At 69.6% G+C, this 21432-nt stretch carries 22 protein-coding genes and 2 tRNA genes; 11 read left to right on the forward strand and 13 right to left on the reverse strand.

The genetic code is table 11. The annotated features are described in order from the left end of the window. Positions 1-8 precede the first annotated feature (8 nt). A tRNA-Asp gene (locus tag AA983_RS11320) sits at positions 9-85 on the forward strand. A gap of 13 nt (positions 86-98) precedes the next feature. Beyond that, a tRNA-Phe gene (locus tag AA983_RS11325) sits at positions 99-171 on the forward strand. A 161-nt stretch (positions 172-332) separates the two neighbouring features. Here AA983_RS11325 and AA983_RS11330 read toward each other — a convergent pair. Beyond that, complete coding sequence (locus tag AA983_RS11330; protein WP_047312375.1) at positions 333-1643, reverse strand: aspartate aminotransferase family protein; 1311 nt, start codon at positions 1641-1643, stop codon at positions 333-335. A gap of 90 nt (positions 1644-1733) precedes the next feature. Continuing rightward, positions 1734-2375 carry a YigZ family protein gene (locus AA983_RS11335; RefSeq protein ID WP_047312376.1) on the reverse strand — a complete coding sequence of 214 codons (642 nt, stop codon included), beginning with the start codon at positions 2373-2375 and terminating at the stop codon, positions 1734-1736. 58 nt (positions 2376-2433) lie between these two features. On the opposite strand from AA983_RS11335, the gene AA983_RS11340 reads away from it, so the two are divergent. Together AA983_RS11340 and AA983_RS11345 are read left to right on the forward strand one after the other, a co-directional pair. After that, positions 2434-3039: a copper resistance CopC family protein gene (locus AA983_RS11340; protein ID WP_052947087.1), complete on the forward strand. Its 606-nt coding sequence runs from the start codon at positions 2434-2436 to the stop codon at positions 3037-3039. A 222-nt stretch (positions 3040-3261) separates the two neighbouring features. Beyond that, positions 3262-3465, forward strand: coding sequence for a DUF3073 domain-containing protein (locus AA983_RS11345; protein ID WP_047312377.1), 204 nt, complete (start codon positions 3262-3264; stop codon positions 3463-3465). A 158-nt stretch (positions 3466-3623) separates the two neighbouring features. Here the strand turns inward: AA983_RS11345 and purM are convergent, their stop codons facing one another. The 3 genes from purM to AA983_RS11360 all read right to left on the reverse strand — a co-directional run bounded on the left by purM (position 3624) and on the right by AA983_RS11360 (position 6751). After that, entirely contained in the window at positions 3624-4736 is a 1113-nt protein-coding gene (gene purM / locus AA983_RS11350) for a phosphoribosylformylglycinamidine cyclo-ligase (RefSeq protein WP_047312378.1), read from the reverse strand. Between the two features lie 34 nt (positions 4737-4770). Next, entirely contained in the window at positions 4771-6366 is a 1596-nt protein-coding gene (gene purF / locus AA983_RS11355) for an amidophosphoribosyltransferase (RefSeq protein ID WP_047312379.1), read from the reverse strand. 91 nt (positions 6367-6457) lie between these two features. Continuing rightward, the gene (locus AA983_RS11360) at positions 6458-6751 is read right to left on the reverse strand and encodes a hypothetical protein (RefSeq protein ID WP_129665114.1); all 294 of its coding nucleotides are present in this window, start codon (positions 6749-6751) and stop codon (positions 6458-6460) included. 146 nt (positions 6752-6897) lie between these two features. Here AA983_RS11360 and AA983_RS11365 point away from each other — a divergent pair, with 146 nt between their 5' ends. Further along, positions 6898-9414 (forward strand): hypothetical protein, encoded by a 2517-nt coding sequence (locus AA983_RS11365; RefSeq protein WP_047312381.1) that lies wholly within the window; start codon positions 6898-6900, stop codon positions 9412-9414. Between the two features lie 100 nt (positions 9415-9514). Here AA983_RS11365 and AA983_RS11370 read toward each other — a convergent pair whose 3' ends face one another. Beyond that, positions 9515-9886, reverse strand: coding sequence for a sterol carrier family protein (locus AA983_RS11370; RefSeq protein WP_047312382.1), 372 nt, complete (start codon positions 9884-9886; stop codon positions 9515-9517). A 132-nt stretch (positions 9887-10018) separates the two neighbouring features. Here AA983_RS11370 and AA983_RS11375 point away from each other — a divergent pair, with 132 nt between their 5' ends. Genes AA983_RS11375 through AA983_RS11385 form a run of 3 tightly spaced genes read left to right on the forward strand, consistent with a single transcriptional unit; the run spans position 10019 to position 12450 of the window. Continuing rightward, a complete protein-coding gene (locus tag AA983_RS11375) occupies positions 10019-10879 on the forward strand; it encodes a spermidine synthase (RefSeq protein WP_047312383.1) in 861 nt (286 codons plus the stop codon). Positions 10880-10910: 31 nt separating this feature from the next. Beyond that, positions 10911-11780, forward strand: coding sequence for an Fpg/Nei family DNA glycosylase (locus AA983_RS11380; protein WP_047312602.1), 870 nt, complete (start codon positions 10911-10913; stop codon positions 11778-11780). Further along, complete coding sequence (locus AA983_RS11385) at positions 11773-12450, forward strand: hypothetical protein (protein ID WP_047312384.1); 678 nt, start codon at positions 11773-11775, stop codon at positions 12448-12450. The genes AA983_RS11380 and AA983_RS11385 overlap by 8 nt, the downstream gene beginning before the upstream one ends. A 21-nt stretch (positions 12451-12471) precedes the next feature. On the opposite strand, the gene AA983_RS11390 is transcribed toward AA983_RS11385, so the two are convergent. Then, on the reverse strand, positions 12472-13887 hold the full coding sequence (locus tag AA983_RS11390; RefSeq protein WP_047312385.1) for an FAD-binding oxidoreductase: 1416 nt from the start codon (positions 13885-13887) through the stop codon (positions 12472-12474). A 180-nt stretch (positions 13888-14067) separates the two neighbouring features. Between AA983_RS11390 and AA983_RS11395 the strand changes: the two genes are divergently transcribed. Both AA983_RS11395 and AA983_RS15515 read left to right on the forward strand, forming a co-directional pair. Beyond that, a complete protein-coding gene (locus AA983_RS11395; protein WP_047312386.1) occupies positions 14068-14283 on the forward strand; it encodes a hypothetical protein in 216 nt (71 codons plus the stop codon). Continuing rightward, the gene (locus AA983_RS15515) at positions 14280-14417 is read left to right on the forward strand and encodes a hypothetical protein (protein WP_156170375.1); all 138 of its coding nucleotides are present in this window, start codon (positions 14280-14282) and stop codon (positions 14415-14417) included. Before AA983_RS11395 ends, AA983_RS15515 begins: the two co-directional genes overlap by 4 nt. A gap of 78 nt (positions 14418-14495) precedes the next feature. Here the strand turns inward: AA983_RS15515 and purL are convergent, their stop codons facing one another. The 4 genes from purL to AA983_RS11415 all read right to left on the reverse strand — a co-directional run bounded on the left by purL (position 14496) and on the right by AA983_RS11415 (position 18461). Continuing rightward, the gene (purL, locus tag AA983_RS11400) at positions 14496-16844 is read right to left on the reverse strand and encodes a phosphoribosylformylglycinamidine synthase subunit PurL (RefSeq protein ID WP_231579596.1); all 2349 of its coding nucleotides are present in this window, start codon (positions 16842-16844) and stop codon (positions 14496-14498) included. 16 nt (positions 16845-16860) lie between these two features. Next, the gene (gene purQ, locus AA983_RS11405; RefSeq protein WP_047312387.1) at positions 16861-17532 is read right to left on the reverse strand and encodes a phosphoribosylformylglycinamidine synthase subunit PurQ; all 672 of its coding nucleotides are present in this window, start codon (positions 17530-17532) and stop codon (positions 16861-16863) included. After that, on the reverse strand, positions 17529-17792 hold the full coding sequence (gene purS, locus AA983_RS11410; protein ID WP_047312388.1) for a phosphoribosylformylglycinamidine synthase subunit PurS: 264 nt from the start codon (positions 17790-17792) through the stop codon (positions 17529-17531). The genes purQ and purS overlap by 4 nt, the downstream gene beginning before the upstream one ends. A gap of 312 nt (positions 17793-18104) precedes the next feature. Continuing rightward, positions 18105-18461 (reverse strand): hypothetical protein, encoded by a 357-nt coding sequence (locus AA983_RS11415; RefSeq protein ID WP_156170377.1) that lies wholly within the window; start codon positions 18459-18461, stop codon positions 18105-18107. Between AA983_RS11415 and AA983_RS11420 the strand changes: the two genes are divergently transcribed. Next, complete coding sequence (locus AA983_RS11420) at positions 18421-18990, forward strand: hypothetical protein (protein ID WP_047312390.1); 570 nt, start codon at positions 18421-18423, stop codon at positions 18988-18990. The two genes, AA983_RS11415 and AA983_RS11420, sit on opposite strands and share 41 nt — an antisense overlap. 66 nt (positions 18991-19056) lie before the next feature. Here the strand turns inward: AA983_RS11420 and AA983_RS11425 are convergent, their stop codons facing one another. Both AA983_RS11425 and purD read right to left on the reverse strand, forming a co-directional pair. Continuing rightward, entirely contained in the window at positions 19057-19950 is an 894-nt protein-coding gene (locus tag AA983_RS11425; protein WP_047312391.1) for a phosphoribosylaminoimidazolesuccinocarboxamide synthase, read from the reverse strand. A 49-nt stretch (positions 19951-19999) separates the two neighbouring features. Then, positions 20000-21286 (reverse strand): phosphoribosylamine--glycine ligase, encoded by a 1287-nt coding sequence (gene purD / locus AA983_RS11430; protein ID WP_047312392.1) that lies wholly within the window; start codon positions 21284-21286, stop codon positions 20000-20002. Between the last annotated feature and the right edge of the window lie 146 nt (positions 21287-21432).

Below are 21432 nucleotides of genomic sequence, written 5' to 3' on the forward strand. Positions count from 1 at the left end.
TATTTCAAGGCCCCGTAGCGCAGTTGGTTAGCGCGCCGCCCTGTCACGGCGGAGGTCGCGGGTTCGAGTCCCGTCGGGGTCGCCATCCCTTTCCCAAGGGCCAGATAGCTCAGTTGGTAGAGCGAGCGACTGAAAATCGCTAGGTCGGCGGTTCGACCCCGTCTCTGGCCACGCTCCACCGAGGAAGCCCCCGAGTTCACACTCGGGGGCTTCTCCGTGTCTCCAAGGTCTTGCCCGACGGCCTCTCCACGCTCGACGCTCCCCCGGGACGACGAACTGCACCGCCTCGCACCCCGAAGGGCACGAGACGGCGCAGAACCATCGAGCGAGCGTCAGCTCAGCGAGCCGAGCGCCTCGTCGAGAATCGAAAGCGCCGTCGAGATCTCCTCGTCGCTCACGGTGCACGGCGGCACGATGTGCAGGCGGTTGCCCGCAGCGATGACGAGCAGGCCGTTCTTCTTCGCGGCGGCAGCCACCGTGGCGGCAGCCTCCGTGGCGGGTTTCTTTGTCTCGGCGTCCTCGACGAGCTCCAGGGCCCAGAAGACCCCCACGCCACGAGCGTCACCCACGATGTCGTGAGTCTCGGCGAGCTTTGCCAGCCCCGGGCCGAGCACGTCCTCGCCGATGCGGCGGGCGTTGTCGACGATGCCCTCGTCCTTCATCGTGGTGATCGTCTCGACGCCGGCAGCGCAGGCGAGCGGGTGACCGGAGTACGTCAGGCCGCCCGGGTAGGCGCGCTCGTCGAAGTGCCCGGCAATGGCGTCGCTGATGACGACGCCGCCGAGCGGCACGTAACCGGAGTTGACGCCCTTGGCGAACGTGATGAGGTCGGGCACGACGTCGGCGTGCTGGTGGCCGAACCACTTGCCGGTGCGGCCGAAGCCGGCCATGACCTCGTCGGCGATGAAGACGATGCCGTAGCGGTCACAGATCTCGCGCACGCCCTCGAGGTAGCCGGCGGGCGGCGGAATGATGCCCGCCGAACCGATGACGGGCTCGAGCACGAGGGCCGCGAACGCGTCGGGCGATTCCATCTGGATGGTGCGCTCGAGGTGGGCGAGGGCACGCTCGCACTCCTGCTCGGGGCTCTCGGCGAAGAACTCGCTGCGGTAGAGGAACGGCCCGAAGAAGTGCACGACCTCGCTCGCGCCCTTGTCGTTGGCGAAGCGGCGTTGCTCACCGGTGAGGTGGATCGACTGCGCCGTCGCCCCGTGGTAGCTGCGGTAGGCCGACAGCAGCTTGCGCCGACCGGTGAACTCGCGGGCTATGCGCACGGCGTGCTCGTTGGCCTCGGTGCCACCGTTGGTGAAGAAGACCTTGTTGAGGTTGTCGGGCAGCAGGTCGGAGATCATCGACGCGAGCTGCGAACGACGGTCGTTGGCGTTGCTCGGGCCAATGGTGCACAGCGTGGCCGCCTGCTCCTGGATCGCCTCGACCACGCGCGGATGCTGGTGGCCGATGTTCGTGAAGACGAGTTGGCCGGTGAAGTCGAGGTACTCGTTGTCGTCGCCGTCCCACAGGCGCGTCCCCTGCGCGCGCGTGACGACCATCGGGTCGAGGGATCCCTGCGCGGACCACGAGTGGAACACGTGCGCGCGGTCGAGATCGTACGTTTCTTGGGTGCTCAGCTTGGGCGTGCTCATGCCTTCACCTTCTCCCACGCCGACGCCAGGCGCCACCCTCGTCTCACCTGCATTTCCCTCGGGTGTGCGCGCGGGCGGGCGGACCGCTGGTCAGCCCTTCGCCGCCCAGGTCTGCCCGACCCGCTCGAACGCCGCCTCGCCGGACGTGAGTTCCGCCAGAGCCGCGTCGGCGCGCCCCAGCGCATCCGACGGTGCAGCGACCTCCAGGCCGGCGCGCCCGGCCGCCGCGTGCGTGGCGTAGTCGACGTCGGCGACGACGAAACCCGCTGCGCGCAGCGCGTTCTCCACGCGCCCGACGTCCGCGAGAGTCACCTGGCAGGTCAGTCGCACCTGCCGCTCGTAGTGGACGAGACGCGCCTCGTCGAGCGCCGCCCGCACGGCGTCGGAGTAGGCCTTCACGAGGCCGCCCGTGCCGAGCAACGTGCCGCCGAACCACCGGGTGACGACGACGACGACGTCCGTCAGGTCGGCGCCGGTGAGCACGTCGAGCATCGGGGTACCTGCCGTGCCGGAGGGCTCACCGTCATCGTTGGAGCGCCGAATGTCGGCGGCCGGCCCGAGCACGAACGCGCTGCAGTGGTGGCGGGCGTCCCAGTGCTTGCGAGCCCTCTCGACGACGGCACGAGCCTCGTCCTCGCTCGCCACCGGCACGAGGTCGCACAGGAAACGTGACCTCTTGGCCTCGATCTCGGCCTGCACGGCGCGGGCGATCGTCGTGTAGCGCTCCACCATGACACGCAACACTAGGCCCGGAAGCCCACACTCAGCGCGGCCGCGCCAGAATGGGGGCATGACCGCACGTACCTCTCGCGTCCTCATCCCCGGCGCCGTAGCGCTCATCGCTCTCGCGTGCGCCCCCGCCGCATCCGCGCACGACTCCCTCACGGGTGCTCAGCCGGCCGCCGGCACCACCGTCACGTCGGCTCCGCAGCGGCTGACACTGACGTTCAGTGCGCCAGTGCTCGACGTGGGCAGCCAGGTCGCCGTCAAGGGGCCGGACGGCAAGACCAAGCAGGGGACGCCGAAGGCGGACGGCCAGCGCGTGACGGTGCCGTTCGAGCCGACCGGCAACGGCACGTACGCCGTGACGTGGCGGGTCACCTCCTCCGACGGTCACCCCATCAGCGGTTCGTACTCGTTCACGCTCAAGGGCGCGGCGAACTCCTCGACGTCGACGGGCACCTCCAACGGCTCCGAGGCGCCGGGCACCCTAAAGCCCGTCGACCCCAGCTCCCCCGCGTCCTCGTCGACGGTGAAGGGCCCGTCGACCCCGACCACGGACGAGCCCGGCGACAACATGCCCCTGTTCGTCATCGGAGGCACCGTGGCGGCTGCTGCGGCGGTCGCGGGAACGTTCCTCGTCATGCGCAAGCGCACCAAGGACGACCCCCGCTGACCCACCGGCGCGTTCGCGCAGGGCGAACCACCGCGTCAGCGCCGGGCTGACGCGGTGAGAGCGCGTCCTAGACGGGCGACCCGATGGGCGTTCCGGCCCTGTTCTGAGGTAGCGTTACCCCCACGACAGAAACTTAGGATCCCCAGGGCCCTCCTCCTGAGGTCGATGCCGCGTGCATGGACCGATGGGGGCCGCCCTGGCAAACACAGAGGGGGTCTCGCCATGGGGCGCGGCCGGGCCAAAGCCAAGCAGACCAAGGTTGCTCGCGAGCTCAAGTACTCGACTCCGGACACCGACCTGAGGGCGCTGGAGCGTGAACTGCGCGCTTCGCGCAGCACGTCGGACGCTCGAGACTCGTCGGCTGACCGAGTGAACGACGGCGACGAGTACGACGAGTACGACACGTGGGCGTCGGGCGACCGTTGAGCGTCCACCTCTCGTAGCTCAACCCGCATCTGAGTTGATGTGAACGAATGCCTCCCACCCTTCGGGGTCGGAGGCATTCGTCATGCCCTCGTCACGTCCGACGCCGTCCGCTTTCGCCCCTCGGTGGAAGCGGCAGGTCGGCGTCGGCCGCGACAAGCTCAGGCGTAGTCGCCGACGATCTGACAGGCGCCCGCGTCGACGCCCTTGGCGCCGGAGACCACCTCGGCTTCGGCGGCGTCGAGGCGATCGGTGGCGACGATCTTGCCCATGCGCCACGCCGGCAGGTTCATCTCTTCACAGACCTCGACGGCCGTGGCGGCCTGCTCCGCGGGCAGCACGGCCACGAAGCCGACACCCATGTTGAGTGTGCGCTCGAGGTCGCTCTGCGGCACGTTGCCGACGCGCTGGACGACGTCGAAGACCGCGGGCGGCGTCCACGTCGCACGCTCGATGCGTGCACCCATGCCCTTGGGCAGGACGCGCGCCACGTTGGCCGCGAGCCCACCGCCCGTGACGTGGGAGAGGGCGTGGATGTCGACGCCGTCCGTGCGGATGAGGCGCAGGAGGTCGGCGGCGTACACGCGCGTCGGTTCGAGCAGCTCCTCCCCCAGCGTGCGGCCGAACTCCTCGACGTTCTTGTTGTAGCCCCAACCGGCGCTGGAGAAGACCTTGCGCACGAGCGAGTACCCGTTGGAGTGGATGCCGCTCGAGGCGAGGCCCAGAACGACGTCACCCTCACGCACGGACTCGGGCAGGATGAGGTCCTTCTTGTCGACGACGCCGGTGGCGGCGCCCGCGACGTCGTACTCGTCCTCGGCGAGCAGGCCCGGGTGTTCGGCCGTCTCGCCGCCGATGAGAGCGACATTGGCCTGGCGGCACGCGGCAGCGATGCCGGAGACGATCGCGGCGATGCGTTCGGGAACGACCTTGCCGGTGGCGATGTAGTCGGTCATGTAGAGCGGTTCCGCGCCGCACACGACGATGTCGTCGACGACCATGCCGACGAGGTCGAACCCGATCGTGTCGTGCTTGTCGAGTGCCTGCGCGATGGCCACCTTCGTGCCCACACCGTCGGTCGAGGTCGCGAGGATCGGGTGCGTCATTCCGCCGAGCACCGAGGCGTCGAACAGCCCGGCGAACCCGCCCAGGCCGCCGAGGACCTCGGGGCGCTGCGCACCCTTGACCGACTCCTTCATGAGCTCGACGGCCTTGTCACCGGCTTCGACGTCCACACCGGCTCCGGCGTAGGTGATGGCCTCGTTCTGCGTCATGTGTCGTTCGTCCTTCATGGGGGCGTGTCGGCGGTCAGTGCGAGATGCGGGACGGGTCGACCGCGCCGCCACCGGCCAGCGGCGAGACACCGTCGGGGTTGGTGCGGGCGAGGTCGGCCGTGCCGACGTCGGTGGGGTCGGCCCCGGCGAACTCGACGGGAAGCTGCAGTTCGAGCAGGTCCTTGCCGAGGCGGCCGGACGACGGCAGCTCGACCGGGTATTCGCCGGTGAAGCACGCGGAGCACAGGTTCTCCGGCTCCTGCTGGGTGGCCGCCATCATGCCCTCGGGGCTGATGTAGCCGAGGGAGTCGGCACCGATCGACGTGCAGATCTCCTCGACGTTGGCACCGTTCGCGATGAGCTCGGCGCGCGTGGCGAAGTCGATGCCGTAGAAGCAGGGCCAGCGCACGGGCGGGCTGGAGATGCGCACGTGCACCTCGAGGGCACCGGCTTCGCGCAGCATCCGCACGAGCGCGCGCTGGGTGTTGCCGCGCACGATCGAGTCGTCGACCACGACGAGGCGCTTGCCCTTGATGATCGGCTTGAGCGGGTTGAGCTTGAGGCGGATGCCGAGCTGACGGATCGTCTGGCTCGGCGCGATGAAGGTGCGCCCGACGTAGGCGTTCTTCACGAGGCCCATGCCGTAGGGGATGCCGGATTCCTCGGCGTAGCCGATGGCCGCCGGCGTGCCGGATTCGGGCGTCGGCATGACCATGTCGGCGTCTACGGGGAACTCGCGGGCCAGCTGACGACCCATCTCGACGCGGCTCTCGTAGACCTCACGGCCGCTGATCGTCGTGTCGGGGCGGGCGAGGTAGACGTACTCGAAGACGCAGCCCTTCGGCTCGGGCTTGGCGAACATCGTCGAACGCAGGCCGTCGGAGTCGATGGCGATCATCTCGCCGGGGTTGACCTCGCGCACGAAGCTGGCGCCCACGATGTCGAGCGCGGCCGTCTCGCTCGCGACGACCCAGCCGCGGTCGAGGCGACCGATGACGAGCGGGCGGATGCCCTGGGGGTCGCGCGCGGCGTACAGCGTGTTCTCGTCGATGAAGGTGAAGCAGAATGCCCCGCGCAGCTGCGGGAGCACCTTGAGCGCGGTCTCCTCAAGGGAGAGTTCGGGGTGCGAGCCGAGCAGCGTCGTCACGAGGGCCGTGTCGGTGGTGTTGCCGCGACGCAGTTCGCCCTGGGTGTTGCCCAGCTCGCCGTGGATGTCCTCGAGCGTCTCGCGCAGTTCCGCGGAGTTGATGAGGTTGCCGTTGTGCGCGAGCGCGACGGTGCCCTTGGCGGTGTCACCGAGCGTCGGCTGGGCGTTCTCCCACGTCGAACCGCCGGTCGTCGAGTAGCGGCAGTGACCGATGGCGAGGTGGCCCTTGAGGGAGGCGAGGTTCGTCTCGTCGAAGACCTGGGAGACGAGGCCCATGTCCTTGTAGACGAGGATGCTTCGCCCGTCACTCGTGGCGATGCCCGCGGACTCCTGCCCGCGGTGCTGCAGGGCGTACAGCCCGTAGTAGGTCAGCTTCGCGACGTCCTCGCCGGGGGCCCAGACGCCGAAGACGCCACAGGCGTCCTGCGGCCCCTTCTCGCCGGGGAGGAGATCGTGCGTGAGTTTTCCGTCACCGCGTGTCACCGCGTCATTGTTTCACGCGCCGGCTACCCGGTGCGGACGAGCGTCTGAGACGGCGGTCTCAGGCCTTCGGAGGTTCGGGGCGCCGTTGCCGTCAGCGCTGGGCGCGCTTGTCGGCGAGGGCGAAGCCGACCCCACCGAGGAGAGCGCCGATGCCGCCGAAGAGGAGGGCGAAGTAACCGAGGGTGGAACCCTCCGTGTAGTTGCCGCCCTCACCGCCGGTGATGGCGATGACGAGACCGACGACGACACCCAGCACGAGGCCCGTGAGGACGAACGGCAGGATGCGCGGCGAACGGCTCACCCGTGCGAGGGGGATTCCGTCCTCGCCCTGCACCGGACGCTGGTCGGCGACGGCGGCGGGCTTCTTCGCGTTGCGTGATCTCACGATGCCAACGGTAGCAACGCGGCGCACGGGCGCTGCAGCCGCGTCACGCCCAGGAAACGGCTGCGCCGAGGAGCCAGCCACGCGAAGTGACCCGGCGGTAAGGTGCCGGTAGGTATGTCATTGCTCAATCATCGATGGGACGAACCATGAAGTGGCTGATCCTCCTCGTCGTGCTCCTCGCCTTGGCGGGTATCGCATGGCTGCTGATGCGCGACCCGAAGAAGGGTGGCTCTGTCGGCATCCACGGCGTGAGCGGCAAGAACAAGATCGGCTCCGAGGAGGAGCCGGAGACCCTTGAGGCAACGGACGGGGAGTCCGACGAGATCGAGACGGCCGGTTCGAAGGCCGAGCAGGACGCCGACAGGGCCGAGCCTGCGAAGGCCGAGGTCGACGAGACCTCCGGCAAGGACGCGAAGAAGCAGGACGGCAAGGGGAAGACCGCCGCCGCGGCCGGCGCTGCCGGTGCCACGGGTGCGGCTGCTGCCGCCTCCTCGAAGGACGACAACGCTTCCGGCTCCGACGACTGGGACGCCGCTCCGGCCCCGGTGGCCAACACCGAGAAGAACGACGACGCGCAGGCTGCTGCCGGCGACGACTGGGACGCAGCCCCGCCCGCCGTCGACGACTCGGCCAAGGCTGCCGAGAAGGAAACCGCAAAGACGGACGAGGCTTCTGCCGCCTCGTCGGGCGACGACTGGGACGCCGAGCCCCCGGCCGTGGACGACGCGTCCGCGAAGACCGCGAGCAAGCCCGCCGAGACCGAAGCAGCTCCGGCTGCGTCCTCCGGCGACGACTGGGACGCTGCTCCCCCGGCTCTCGACGACTCGTCGGCTGCCGAGCCGAAGTCCGAGAGCAAGGCCGAGGCTGCTCCTGCCGCCGCTTCGTCGGGCGACGACTGGGATGCCGAGCCCCCGGCCCTCGACGACTCGGCCGCTGCTGACACGAAGGCCGCCCCCGCGCCCGCCGCGTCCGGCGACGACTGGGATGCGGAGCCCCCGGCTCTCGACGACTCGGCCCCTGTCGAAGCCAAGAGCGAGGACAAGCCCGCGGAGACGCAGGCTTCCTCGGAGGCGGCTACCGACACGGATCCCACTGTCGCGCCTGCCGCCGCCGCGAGCTCGGGTGGCGACGACTGGGCCACCGAGCCGCCGGCTCTCGAGGACCTCGACAGCGCTCCGGCCGCGTCGGCGAACGACGAGAAGGCTGCGACGAAGCCCGCCGAGCCGAGTGACGCAGAGGCTCCGAAGGCCGAGACCAGTGAGGCCCCGGAGTCGTCAGAGGCGAACGAGAAGCCGGCTGCCGCTGCGCCGGCCAGCTCGAGCGGCGACGACTGGGCCACCGAGCCCCCTGCTCTGGAGGACCTCGACAGCGCTCCCGCTGCGTCGTCTGCCGAGACCTCGACGCAGTCGACGAGCGAAGCACCGTCCGAGTCGGCTGAGTCCGACTCGAAGGCTCCGGGTGAGGAGGCCACGGCGGAGGAGACGAAGCCCGCTTCGAGCGACGAGTCCGACGCTGAGGAAACGACCGAGAAGTCCGAGGGCGAGAAGAGCAGCGTCGCGCCGGCTGCGGCTGCTGCGACGGCCACGGCGGCCACTGCCGCCGCTGCGAGCTCCGGTGGTTCGGGTGGGGACGACTGGAACACCGAGCCCCCGGCCCTGGCCGACCTCGACAACGCTCCCGCGGCGCAGTCCGAGCCGGCCGAGTCGCCCGCTGAGGCGTCGGAGCAGCCGTCGAGCGACGCGACGTCGGATGACACGGAAGCTGCCTCCCCGGAGACGTCCTCGCAGGGCGCGGCAGCCGACGACACCGCCGCGGGCGACGCAGCTGCCAACGCCTCCACGGATGCCGTCGAGGACGAGGCTCCCGCATCGGACGCTGCAGGTGCACCGGATGCTGCGGCGTCCGAGAGTGAGTCCGAGGACTCGACCGAGTCTGCGTCTTCGAGCTCCGATTCCGCATCGGCTCCGGCCGCTGCGGCAGCACCCGCGAGCTCGGGTGGCGACGACTGGGGCACCGAGCCCCTGCCGCTCGACCAGCTCGACAGCGCCCCGGTTCCGAAGGCGGAGACGACCGACGCGCCCGTTTCCGAGAGCACCGAGGCCGCGGCTGACGCCGGTGCCACCGGGGAGCCGTCGGCCGACAACGTCGAGCTCGAGCGTGAGGACGACGAGTTCGCCGCCTCCGACAGTGCCGTCGTCGAGGACAGCGGTGTTGCCCCGACGACGCCGGAGGACGCGGCCCCCGCCAAGAGCGGCGAGGTCCAGGAGACGAGCAGCGACGAGTTCTCCGTCTCCGCCGACGTCTCGGACGACTCGCAGAGCCGCTCCGCGAGCGCCACCGACGAGGCTTCGTCGTCGCAGTCGGAGTCCGACGAGCAGACGTTCGTCGCCGGCACGGACGAGGGTGAATCGAACGACGGCGAGCCCGACCACGCGAGCTCGGCGGGCCAGCAGGACGGCCCGTTCGGCCCGGGTTCGGCCGAGCCGAACGAAGACGGCTCCGCGCCGTCGCCCGAGTTCACGATCAAGGGCAACGCCGACTCGATGCTGTTCCACACGCCCGACAGCCCGGGTTACGAGCAGACAGAGGCCGAGGTGTGGTTCACGAGCGAGGACGCCGCGAAGGCTGCGATGTTCCGCCACTGGGACGCCTCGAAGCGCTGACCCCACGCACGAACGACGCCGCCCGTCCCCTGCTGGGGGCGGGCGGCGTCGTCATGTGACGCCGTAGCCGCGCGGAAGCGGTGAACGGGGCGTCGGACGGTCAGATGACCGGCACGATCGGCAGATATGCAGAAACATCCGCGCGCTGACCGGAGACGCGCAGCTTCCCGCCTGCGGCAGCCTCGGCCCACGTGAGGCGACCGGTCGCGAGGCGTAGCCACGTCGCCGCGTCGGTCTCGGTGACGTTCGGCGGGGTGCCTCGCGTGTGCACCGGGCCCGCGACGCACTGCACTGCCCCGAACGGCGGAACACGCACTTCGACCGTGCGCCCGGGTGCCTGGATGCCCAGCTCCTCGAGCGTGTAGCGCACGGCGGTTGCGGTGACGGGTCGCGTCGCGGCCTCTGGGTCGAGCGCCCAGGTGAGGACGGCCTCGCGGCCCGCGGCGGGGTCGATACGTCGACGAGGTGGCATGGCGTCGATCCTAGAACGGTGTCGCCCCCTTCCCTCCGACAGGCCCGCCCCGTGTAGCGCGCGGGCAGGCTTGCGCTGCACCACAGCCGACGCAGGACGAGGCAAGCGAGCCCACCGACCTAGAGTTGGGGCATGGCCCGCCGTCGCTTCTCCCCCGACCCCGCGCCGTCCGCACCGACGAACGATCGCTTCGAGTTCGTGCGTGACGGCCGCGGCGGCGTGACGGTGATGCGCGACGGCCATCCCCAGTCGCACGTCGACCCGGACGACCCGACCTCCATCGAGTTCGAGTACGTCCAACACTTCGCGATGCTCGTCGACGCTCTCGCGCCGCCGGCTCCCGCACCGCTCGGGGTCACCCACGTCGGCGGCGCCGGGCTCACCCTGGCGCGCTACGTCGAAGCCACGCGCCCCGGCTCACCGCAGATCGTGCTCGAACCCGACACCCAACTCACCGAGGCCGTGCGCCGTGAGCTGCCTCTTCCACGCAGCCACCGCATCCGTGTGCGCGGCGTCGACGGGGCGGCCGGCGTGCGCGATCTCAAGGACGAGTCGGCGGACGTCGTCGTCCTCGACGCGTTTGCGGACGGGCGTGTGCCCGCGGAGCTCGTCTCCCCAGCGTTCGCCGACGACGTGGCGCGAGTGCTCAAGCCGTCCGGTGTGCTGCTCGCGAACCTGTCCGACGAGCCGGGCTTCGCCTGGACCGGTCGAGCCGCGGCAACCTTCGTCGAGCGGCTCCCCCACGCCGTCGTCGTCGGGGCCCAGGAAGTGCTCAAGGGCCGCCGGTTCGGCAATGTCGTTCTCGCTGCGACACGGACGGAATCGTCCCTCGACGTCGCGACGATTCGACAAAGCGCGGCTCGCGCCATGTTCCCCACGGGAGTCCGGGCGGGCGCCGAACTCACCTCGCTCTTCCGCGGCGCGCCCGCTTTCACGACAGATGCCGAACGATCCCCCGTCCCACCCGAACTCGGCGCGTGGCGAGTGCGATGACGCGCCCCGCTCGCCCACGGAAGGTCACCTGATGCCCGAAGGTCACGTCACCCACCGAATCGCCGGCATTCTCAACGACCAGTTCTCCGGACGTGTCGTCGAATCCTCGTCGCCGCAGGGCCGATTCAGCGACAGTGCCGCTCGCGTCGACGGGCGAGTCTTCGACGCGGCCGAGGCGTGGGGCAAGCACATGTTCGTCGGGTTCGAGGGCATGGACGAGCGCGTCAACATCCACCTCGGGCTGCTCGGCAAGTTCTTCTTCACCGAGGGAATCGAACCGGCCGACGTGCCGGCGACGGGCGCCATCCGGTGGCGGCTCGGGGTCTCCGCAACGGACGGCGACCCGCGCGGGAGCGTCGTCATGGATCTGCGGGGGCCCAACGTCTGCGAGCTGCGCACGCCCGACGAGGTCGACACGATCACGTCGAAGCTCGGCGCGGATCCCCTGCGCGGTGACGCCGACCCCGAACGTGCCTGGGCTCGAGTGCGACGCACGAGCACGCCCGTCGCGGCGCTCCTCATGGATCAGAAGGTGTTTCCCGGCGTCGGCAACATCTACCGAGCCGAGGTGCTGTTCCGTCACGGCATCGACCCGAAGATGCCCGGCAAGTTCCTACGGCGCGAGGAGTTCGACGCGATCTGGGCGGACTTCGTCGCCCTCATGCCACTCGGTGTGCGTGACGGTCGAATCGACACCGTGCGACCCGAGCACACGCCGGAGGCGATGGGGCGCGAGCCGCGCGTCGACAAGCACGGAGGCGAGGTCTACGTCTACCGCCGGGCCGGTCAACCGTGTTTGGTGTGCGGCACACCCGTTGCGCTCGAGGAGTTCGCGGGCCGCAACCTGTTCTGGTGCCCGTCGTGCCAGCCGCGCCATCGTCGGCGCCGCGCCAATGCGTGAACTTGCATCACGAATCCCGCTGCCTCGTCACCGCGCCGCGGATCTCGAGCGCTACCGCGGCCGGCTCGCGTCGTTCGCCACGACGAGTGGTGAGCGCTTCGTCGCCTCGTGCTGGGACGAATCACCGTTCGGCTCGTGGTGCGGCCTGCTCGTCGCGGAGGCCGACGGCTGTCGAACCCTCTACGTGGAGAGCGAGATCCTCGCCGACGACGTGCGGCTGCTCCACGGCATCGACAACGTCGTCCTTGCTGACGTCCGCATCGCGCGGGCGGGGCAGGAATGGGCCGTCGAGGTCGATCCCGTCGAGGGGCCACCGCTGTCACGTCTCACCCTCAAGCTGGGTAGCCCGACGCGCCGCGGGGCCGTCATCTCACGCCTCCCGTCATCCGTGACCGAGACGCGCGGGTTCGCCTGGTTCACCGAGATCATGCTGCGCGTCCTGTCGCTCGGTGTGCCGAGCTTTCGCGCGGTGTACGCCGTCGGACGCCTACGCGACGGCCGCCGCGAGCACCACTGTGCGCGCGGCGAGCGCGTCATCACGGCCGTCTCCGGCACCTACACAGGACGGCCACTCGGCAACCTGACGGACCTCACCGCGTGCGGCTTCGGCTTCAGTGACCCGCCGCGACGTCCTGCCGTCGGAGAGATGACCGCGCTGCGCCAGCGGTGACCCCCGGCACGCGGCTTGCCGTCAGGCCGAGAAGACCTTGCCCGGGTTGAAGATGCCCTTCGGGTCGAGTGCGCGCTTGATCGCGCGCTGCATGTCGATGACGACACCCGTCTGCTCCTGCTCGAGCCCCGGCATCTTGAGCAGGCCGACGCCGTGCTCGCCGGTGACGGTGCCACCGACGGCAAGGGCGGCGTCGATGATCTCGGCGAACGCCGCTTGGGCGCGTTCGCGGGCGGCGTCATCGCCGGGCTCGGTGATGAGCAGCGGGTGGAGGTTGCCATCGCCGGCGTGCGCGATGTTGGCGATGACGGTGTCGTGCTTCGCGGCGATCTCCTCGATGCGCGAGAGCATGCCGGGCACCTCGGCCTTGGGCACGCAGACGTCTTCGGTGAGGGTGTCGCCGAGGCGTTCGAGCGCCGGGTAGGCCAGGCGGCGCGCCGCGAAGAACGTCTCCGCTTCCTCCTCGCTCGTCGAGCGGGCGGCGAAACTCGCTCCGGCGGAGGTGAACACGTCGACCATGCGGGTGGCCTCCTGCTCGCCGACGGCGCCCGGGTCGTCGATGCGGCCGAGCAGAACGGCAGCGCCGCCCCTATCCTCGCTCTCGCCGTCGAGGTGCTCGGAGCACATGTCGAGCAGGCCCATGTTCTTCCAGTCGTCGACGGCCTTGAGGCACACCTGGTCGACGAGTTCGAGTGCGGAGGGCGCGATTCCGGCGTCCGCGACGCCCTGGACGGCGTTTCCGGCGGAGACGACGTCCGGGAAGAACCCCACGACCGTCGTCTCGGGTGCGCGGGCCGCGCGCAGTTTGACGGTGATCTCGGTGATGATGCCGAGTGTTCCCTCGCTGCCGACCATGAGGCCGACGAGGTCGTAGCCGACGACGCCCTTCGCCGTTCGGCGTCCCACGCGCACGAGTTCGCCGGTGCCGGTGACGACTTCGAGGGCGAGGACGTAGTCGCGCGTGACGCCGTACTTGACGCAGCACAGGCCGCCGGCGTTGGTGGCGCAGTTGCCGCCGATCGTCGACCAGGGCGCGGAGGCCGGGTCCGGCGGGTACCACAGGCCCTGCTCTCCCGCAGCGGCGCGCAGGTGGTCGTTGACGACGCCGGGCTGCACGACCGCGAGGCGCTCCGTCGCGTTGATCTCGACGATGCGGTTCATCTTCTCGAGGCTGATGACGACGCAGCCGTCGAGTGCGTTCGCGCCACCCGAAAGGCCCGTTCCGGCGCCCCGTGGCACGACGGCGACATCGTGTTCGAGGCAGGCCAGAACAACCTGCTGAACCTGCTCCGACGTCGTCGGTCGTACGACGGCGGCGGGGGTTCCGAACGGCGCCCACTCGGCCTCGTCGTGGGCGTAGGACGCGATGACGTCAGTGTCGGTCACGAGGACGTCGGCGGGCAGAACTTCACGCAGGGCTTCGACGATCGCAGGCATGGTCCGACCATACTCATCGCCAGCAGCCCATCGACAGAGTGCCCGCCGCGGCTCACGACGAGACCCAACATTCGCAAAGTCCAGTGGAGCCATCCAACTGTTCGGTGCGTCTCACCCTCAGCGTGGCCACAGAACCTGCCCCGCAACGCTTTTCAGATCGCCGATGAAGCAATGAGACCGATGACGACGTCACCGAACGCACCCTCCCGGACCACGCCGAACCTCAATGCCGTCCCCAACGCGTTCTGGATCGGTCTGGCCATCGGTCTGCTCGGTTTCGGCGTCAAACTCAGTCAGACCTCAACGCAAACTCACAACGGCGAGGTCACCTCGTGCTCGTCCGTCGATCTGACCGGTTTCTTCGTTGCGATCGCTCTCGGTGTCTGCGCCTGGTGACGTGGTCTCCGACCGTCCAGCGCCTTGCGGACATGCTGCCGGTGGCGCTGCGCGCGGGCTTGGTTGCCATCCTGCTCGCCCTGGCCGCCGTCCACCTGCTGCGCGGCTTCGGGCTGATCCTCTCCCCCTGCTGATCGTGTGACGCTCCCACCGCGCACAACGAAGCGGCGGGCCGGTTCCGAAGAACCGGCCCGCCGCTTTCGTTCGGTCGATCAGCCGAAGACCTTGCGCAGCGGCGCCTGGTGCGTCTCGGCGAGCTCGGCCACCGGCACGGAGAACAGGTCGCCGACGGCGAGCGCTCCCCCGCCCGTTTCGCCGATCTTCGTCGCGGGCACGCCGTGCCCACCGGCCATGGCCTCGAAGGCCTCGACGTGCTCGGGCGCAACAGCGACGAGTGCACGTCCGGCCGACTCGGAGAACAGCGAGACGAACGCGTTGCCCTGCTCGAACTCGACGGACACACCCACACCGTGACGCACCGCACCCTCAGCCAGTGCGACCGCGAGGCCACCGGACGAGAGGTCGTGCGCCGAGGCGAACAGGCCGTCACGCGCACCGTCGATGAGGACGGTGGCGAGTGCCTTCTCGTTGTCGAGGTGAATCTGCGGCGGCGTGCCACCGAGGTGGCCGTGCACGACGCCCGCCCATTCGGAGCCGTTCAGCTCGTCGCGCGTCTCGCCTAGGACGTAGAGCGCGAGGCCAGCGTCCTTCCATGCCGACGGCGTGCGCTTGCTGACGTCGTCCATGACGCCGAGCACAGCGACGACTGGGGTCGGGTGGATGGCCACGTCACCGGTCTGGTTGTAGAACGACACGTTGCCGCCGGTCACCGGCGTACCGAACGAGCGGCACGCCTCGATGATGCCGTCGACCGCTTGGCTGAACTGCCACATGACACCCGCGTCCTCCGGCGAACCGAAGTTGAGGCAGTCGGAGACGGCGAGCGGCGTCGCACCCGTGGCCGCGACGTTGCGGTACGCCTCGGCGACGGCGTGCTGGGAGCCGATGAACGGGTCGAGCTTCGTGAAGCGTCCGTTGCAGTCGGTGGAAACGGCGACGCCCAGGCCGGTGCCTTCGTCGACGCGCACGACGCCCGCGTCGTCCGGCATCGCGAGCGCGGTGTTGCCCATGACGTAGCGGTCGTACTGGTCGGTGATCCACGACTTGTCGGCGATGTTCGGCGAACCGAGCACAGCGAGCAGCTGCTCGCGCAGCTCGTGACCCGACGACGGGCGCGTCAGCAGCGACGCGGAGTCGGACTGCAGTGCGTCGAGGTAGTCGGGGCGCGCGAGCGGACGCTCGTAGACGGGGCCGTCGTGAGCAACAGAACGCGGCGGAACGTCGACGACGACCTCGCCGTGCCACGTGATGACGAGGTGCTCGCCGTCCGTGACCTCGCCGAGAACGGTGGCCTCGACGTCCCACTTGTTCGCGATCGCCATGAACTCGTCGAGCTTTTCCGGCTCGACGACGGCCATCATGCGCTCCTGCGACTCGGACATGAGGATCTCCTCGGCCCGAAGGGAGCAGTCGCGCAGCGGAACACGGTCGAGCTCGATGCGCATGCCGCCGTCACCGGCCGAGGCCAGCTCGGAGGTTGCACACGAGAGGCCCGCGCCACCGAGATCCTGGATGCCCTCGACGACGCCCGCGGCGTACAGGTCGAGGCAGCACTCGATGAGCACCTTCTCGGCGAACGGGTCGCCGACCTGAACGGCCGGACGCTTGGCCGGGCCCTCGGCGTCGAACGTCTCCGAGGCGAGAACAGAGACGCCTCCGATACCGTCGCCGCCCGTCTTGGCGCCGAACAGGATGACCTTGTTGCCCTTGCCCGCAGCCTTCGCGAGGTGCAGGTCCTCGTGACGCAGCTTGCCGACGCACAGGGCGTTGACGAGCGGGTTGCCCTGGTAGCAGTCGTCGAAGACGACCTCGCCGCCGATGTTCGGCAGGCCGAGGCAGTTGCCGTACCCGCCGATGCCGGCGACGACGCCGGGCAGCACGCGGGCGGTGTCGGGGTGGTCGAGGGCGCCGAAGCGCAGCGGGTCCATGACGGCGATCGGGCGCGCGCCCATGGCCATGATGTCGCGCACGATGCCGCCGACGCCGGTGGCCGCGCCCTGGTAGGGCTCGACGTAGCTCGGGTGGTTGTGCGACTCCACCTTGAAGGTGACGGCCCAGCCCTGGCCGATGTCGATGACGCCGGCGTTCTCACCGATGCCGGCGAGCTGCTTGCCGCGCGGGGTCTCGCTCGGCAGGTCGCCGAAGCGGCGCAGGTGCACCTTCGAGCTCTTGTAGGAACAGTGCTCGCTCCACATCACGGAGTACATGGCCAGTTCGGCGCTTGTCGGGCGGCGGCCGAGGATCTCGCGGATGCGGGCGTACTCGTCCTCCTTGAGGCCGAGTTCCGCCCACGGCTGCTCGAGGTCGGGCGAGGCCTCGGCCTTCGTCACCGTGTCCAGGCCGTCGGTCTTGGGAGCAGCGATGATCTGGTTGCTGTCGGTGTGGTGTTCGCGGGCGCCGGCTTCGTGGCCGGGCTCGGGCGTCATGCTCAGGTCACTCATGTGTTCTCGTATCCCCTCAGACGTTCGCGAGCGCCTTGATCGCGCTCGTGAAGAACGCCAGGCCGTCGGTCGAGGGGCCGAAGCCCTCCTCGACGCAGTGTTCCGGGTGCGGCATGAGGCCGACGACGTTGCCGCGCTCGTTCGTCACGCCGGCGATGTCGCGGTAGGAGCCGTTCGGGTTGCCGTGCAGGTAGCGGAAGACGACGCGCCCCTCGCCCTCGAGTTCGTCGAGGGTCTTGGCGTCGGCGACGAAGCAGCCCTCACCGTTCTTGAGCGCGATGGTGATCTCCGCGCCCTGCTCGAAGTCGTTCGTCCACGCGGTGGAGGCGTTCTCGACGCGAAGCACCTGGTCGGTGCAGAAGAACTTCTGTTGCTCGTTGCGGATGAGCGCGCCGGGCAGGAGGTGGGACTCGCACAGGATCTGGAAGCCGTTGCAGATGCCGAGCACCGGCATGCCGCCCTGCGCGGCGGGCACGAGCTTGTCCATGACCGGCGCGAAGCGCGCGATGGCGCCGCAGCGCAGGTAGTCGCCGTAGCTGAACCCGCCGGGGACGACGACTGCGTCGACGCCCTTGAGGTCAGCGTCGCCGTGCCACAGGTCGACCGGGTCTCCGCCTGCGAGACGGACGGCGCGCTTGGCGTCGTGGTCGTCGAGCGAACCGGGGAAGGTGATGACGCCGATCTTCATCGGGCGTCCTCGTCGGCCAGGTCATGGACGCTGATGACGTCCTCGATGACCGGGTTCGACAGGAGCTTGTCGGCGGCGTCGCGCGCCGCGGCGAGGTGGGCTTCGGTGACGTCACCCTCGACCTCGAGGACGAAGCGCTTGCCCTGGCGCACGTCGGTGAACTGCTCGAAACCGAGGCGCGGGAGCGCACCGGCGACGGCCTGACCCTGGGGGTCGAGGATCTCGGACTTCAGCATGACGTCGACGACGACGTGGCCCATGGGTTAACTCCTGCAGGTTTTCTTTGACACCGGCGTGGGTGTCGTTGGCTGGCTGAGGCGAACCTTTTGCCCTTCCGAGTGTACGGGGGCGGCAGCCTCCGCCCGACGGCGAGATCGGGCTCGCTGTCCCACCGACGAGCCAGTTCTGCGACGTCGAGCGAGCCTGCCAGAGGCCGGTTGCCCGTACTCCGCCGGGCCGGCGTTGCCTCCACGCTCACGAGCGGTGTTTCTCTTCCGCCCGAAGGCCCACCGCGCCCGAGATCGTCCTGCGCAAAGCGACGGAACCGGATGGGCGTCGCCACCGTCGGAGTGTCAATCGACCGCACACACAAAGGAATTGATCATGAGGAACGCGTCACGTGCAACGCTGGTGGCCCTCGGGCTGGCCTCCACTCTCGCGCTCGGGGCATGTGGCCCCGAGCAAACCTCCGCCGGTGGGGGCGCATCCGAGTCGAAGACCTCGAGCTCTACGGCGAGCGAGTCCTCCACGTCGAGCGACAACAGTTCGTCCGACAGCCCATCCTCGTCGGCAAGCCCGTCGTCGGAAGGCACCTCCTCAAGCGGTTCCACGGCAAGTGAGAACTCCGGGCCCACGGGCGCCCGTCCGGACGCCCCCGAGACGATCAAGGTGCCGAGCAGCGAGGTCCTCAAGAGCGCGAAGGTCGTCATGGCCGGCGGGTACAAGGCATCGAAGGACTCCGGCTACGCCAAGCTCTACAGCGTCTGGAAGGTGGACGGCACGGGGCCGGGCGAGGCGACGATCCAGTACGAGCTCCTCGACTCCGCGGGCAAGGTTCTCGAAACCACCGAGGACAAGATCAACGTCGGCTCGGGCACCGGAATGACGAAGGTCTCGAACAAGATCAGCAAAGCCCCCGCCGGCGCGAAGAAGGTCCGCATGAAGATCACCAAGGTGACCGAGGACGAGAACTCCCACGACATCTCGGTGAGCAACGTCAAGGTGACGAAGGACGGCCACGAGGGCCGCTGGCCGCTCATCACGGGCACGTTCAAGGCGCCCGAGGACATCGGCCCGGTCGGTTTCAGCGCCGTGTGCCACGACTCCACCGGTCGCGTCGTGGTCGGCAACGGCCTACCCACCGTCACCGGCGCCAAGAGCGGCGACTTCCGAGTCAAGCTCGGCGCGGCACCGGAGCACTGGGAACCCAGCAGCTGCTTCGTCGGACAGACGGGCTGACCGCAGCAGACACTCGAAGCGCGGGCGACCCGGTGGAGGGCGCCCGCGCTTCGTGCGTCCCGGGGCTCAGGCGAAGATGCGACCCGTGAGGTTCTCGTACGCCTCGACGTACTTGGCGCGGGTGGCCTCGACGACGTCGGCCGGCAGCGCAGGCGGCTCCTCGCCACTCGCCTTGTCCCAGCCCGATGCGTCGGAGGTGAGCCAGTCGCGTACGAACTGCTTGTCGAAGCTGTTCTGTGCGCGGCCAGGCTGCCAGTCGTCGGCCGGCCAGAAGCGGGACGAGTCGGGCGTGAGCAGTTCGTCCGCGAGCACGAGCGTGCCGTCGGCGCGAACCCCGAACTCCACCTTCGTGTCGGCGATGAGGATGCCGCGCTCGGACGCGATCTCGTTGCCGCGCTGCAGGATCCGGACGGTGAGGTCCCGAATCTCCCCGGCTCGCTCGGCACCGATGAGATCGACGGCCTCGTCGTACGTCATGGGCTCGTCGTGCTCCCCCAGCTCGGCCTTCGACGTCGGCGTGAAGATCGGCTCGTCCAGCTTCGACGCGTCCTCGAGCCCCGCGGGCAGCGCGACGCCGCACACCGAACCCGTCTCGCGGTACTCGGACAGCCCGCCACCGGTGAGGTAGGCGCGGGCGATCGCCTCGAGCGGCACCATGTCGAGACGCTCGACGAGCACCGCGCGCCCGGCGACTGCCTCCGGCACGTCCGTGGAGATGACGTGGTTGGGCACGAGGTCCGCCATCTGCTCGAACCACCACAGCGACAGCTGCGTCAGCACCGCGCCCTTGTCCGGAATCGGCGTCGACAGGACGTAGTCGAACGCCGAGATGCGGTCGCTCGCGACGAGCAGCACCTGGTCGTCGCGCGGGTTGCCCGCGTCGTCGAGCGGCGCGTAGAGGTCACGCACCTTGCCCGAGTAGACGTGCGCGTAACCCGGCAGGTTCGGGGCGTCGGTCATGGACTCTCCTTGGAGCGGTGCGGGTTCGTCGAGGGTGTGGGCGTGAGGCTCAGACGGTGATCTCGCCGCGCAGGGCCTTGAGTGCGATGTCGCCCCGGTGGTGCGAGCCGGGCAGGTCGATCTTCTCCACGCCCGCGTAGGCCACCTCACGGGCCTCGCCGAGGTCGGCGCCGAGGGCGACGACGGAGAGCACGCGGCCTCCCGAGGAGATGAGCGTGCCGTCTTCACCGGTCTTCGTGCCGGCGTGCAGGACGTAGGCGCCGCCACCGGCGCGCGAGCCGTCACCATCGACGTCCTCGAGCCCGCTGATGGGGTCGCCGGTCTTGGGCTGAGCCGGGTAGCCGTCGCTCGCGACGACGACGGTCACCGCGGATTCGTCGCGCCACTCCAGCGCCGGGAAATCGGCGAGTTCGCCGCGTGCAGCCGCGCGCAGCAACTGGCCGAGCGGGGTGACGAGGCGCGCGAGGACGACCTGCGTCTCCGGGTCACCGAAACGCGCGTTGAACTCGACGACCTTCGGGCCCTTCGACGTCAGCGCGAGGCCGACGTAGAGCACACCCGCGAACGGGGTGCCGCGCTGCGCCATCTCGTCGATCGTCGGCTGCGCGACGGAGCGCACGATCTCGTCGACGAGATCGTGCGGCGCCCACTCAAGGGGCGAGTAGGCGCCCATGCCACCGGTGTTCGGGCCGGCGTCGTCGTCACCGGCGCGCTTGAAATCCTGCGCTGGCTGCAGGGGAACAACACTCGTGCCGTCGGTGATGCAGAAGAGGGAGACCTCCGGGCCGTCGAGGTACTCCTCGATGACGACGGTCGAGCCCGCGTCGAGGCAGGCCTTCGCGTGGGCGAGCGCCTCGTCACGCTCGTCAGTGACGACGACGCCCTTGCCGGCAGCGAGCCCGTCGTCCTTGACGACGTGCGGGGTGCCGAACGCGTCGAGCGCTGCAGCGACGGCATCCAGATCGGTGCAGGTGTGAGCCCCCGCAGTGGGGACGTTCGCGGCGTTCATGACGTCCTTGGCGAACGACTTCGAACCTTCGAGGCGAGCGGCCTCGGCAGAGGGGCCGAACGTGTCGATTCCTGCAGCCCGCACCGCGTCAGCGACGCCCGCGACGAGCGGCGCCTCGGGCCCGATGACGACGAGGTCGGCCCCGACCTCCTGCGCGAGCGCCGCGACGGCGTCGCCGTCATTCGCATCGACCGGTCGGCAGTCAGCGATCTGCGCGATTCCGGGGTTTCCCGGCGCTGCGAGGACGGCTTCGACCTGCGGGTCTGCGGCCAGACCCCTGACGATCGCGTGCTCGCGCGCGCCCGTACCGACGACGAGTGTCTTCATGCGCCCAACCCTACCGGGGCTGCCCGCGACCGAACGGGGCGTAGGTGGGCCCGCAGAGCGCGCGGGCGTCCGTGCGACGAACATCGCAGGGCTCGTTGTCGAGATCGCAACACCTGAGCCTGCGGGAAAGGTACACGGTGTCTTGT

This window comes from Dermacoccus sp. PE3 (assembly GCF_001021715.1).
Classification (GTDB): Bacteria; Actinomycetota; Actinomycetes; order Actinomycetales; family Dermatophilaceae; genus Dermacoccus; species Dermacoccus abyssi.